Genomic DNA, 574 nt, shown 5'->3' on the forward strand with positions numbered 1-574 from the left:
GGCTTAATTAACTGTTTTTCAACAGCAGCTAAAAAGACTCCTAAAGCTCCTTTTGTTTTATGGTGACCATGAAATGCAGAAAGACCTCTATCTGTCATCACCAAGTCTTTATTGATTTTTAAGTTAAACTTCGCTGAAACCTCATCAATAAATTTCTTTTGCCTCGCTAATGAGCGGCCTTTTTCTTGTCTAATATTCGAAAATCTGCTGTAAGAATAAATCTGGGGTTCAGTATGAGAAAAATGTTCCAACTTCATCTAAATAACCTATCCATGAGGTGACTGTATAGTTATGACTGTTCGATAAGCCTATGTCAATAAATACTTTTTTAAAAAGTATCAGTGTTCAGTATGCAGACGGCTCTTTTGGTTATTTCCCATCGTACACACTAGGAGCCATGTACGCGGCACAGTTTATGGCAGCGATGAAGAAGACTATCGACGTTGATGGCGTAATTCAAAGTGGTGACCTTTCACCTATCTTTACTTGGCTATCAGACAATATTTGGAGCAAAGGCAGCTTGTTAACTACCGATGAGCTCGTAAAACAAGCAACAGGTGAAACGCTTAATGCT

2 pseudogenes are annotated in these 574 nt (G+C 38.2%); one reads left to right on the top strand and one right to left on the bottom strand.

From position 1 onward, the window contains the following. Positions 1-257 (bottom strand): annotated as a pseudogene (locus R7Q48_RS29585) (recombinase family protein); the annotation flags it as partial. An 86-nt stretch (positions 258-343) separates the two neighbouring features. Here R7Q48_RS29585 and R7Q48_RS29590 point away from each other — a divergent pair. Beyond that, positions 344-574: pseudogene (locus tag R7Q48_RS29590) on the top strand (carboxypeptidase M32); the annotation flags it as partial.

This window comes from Vibrio sp. 378 (genome assembly GCF_033339435.1).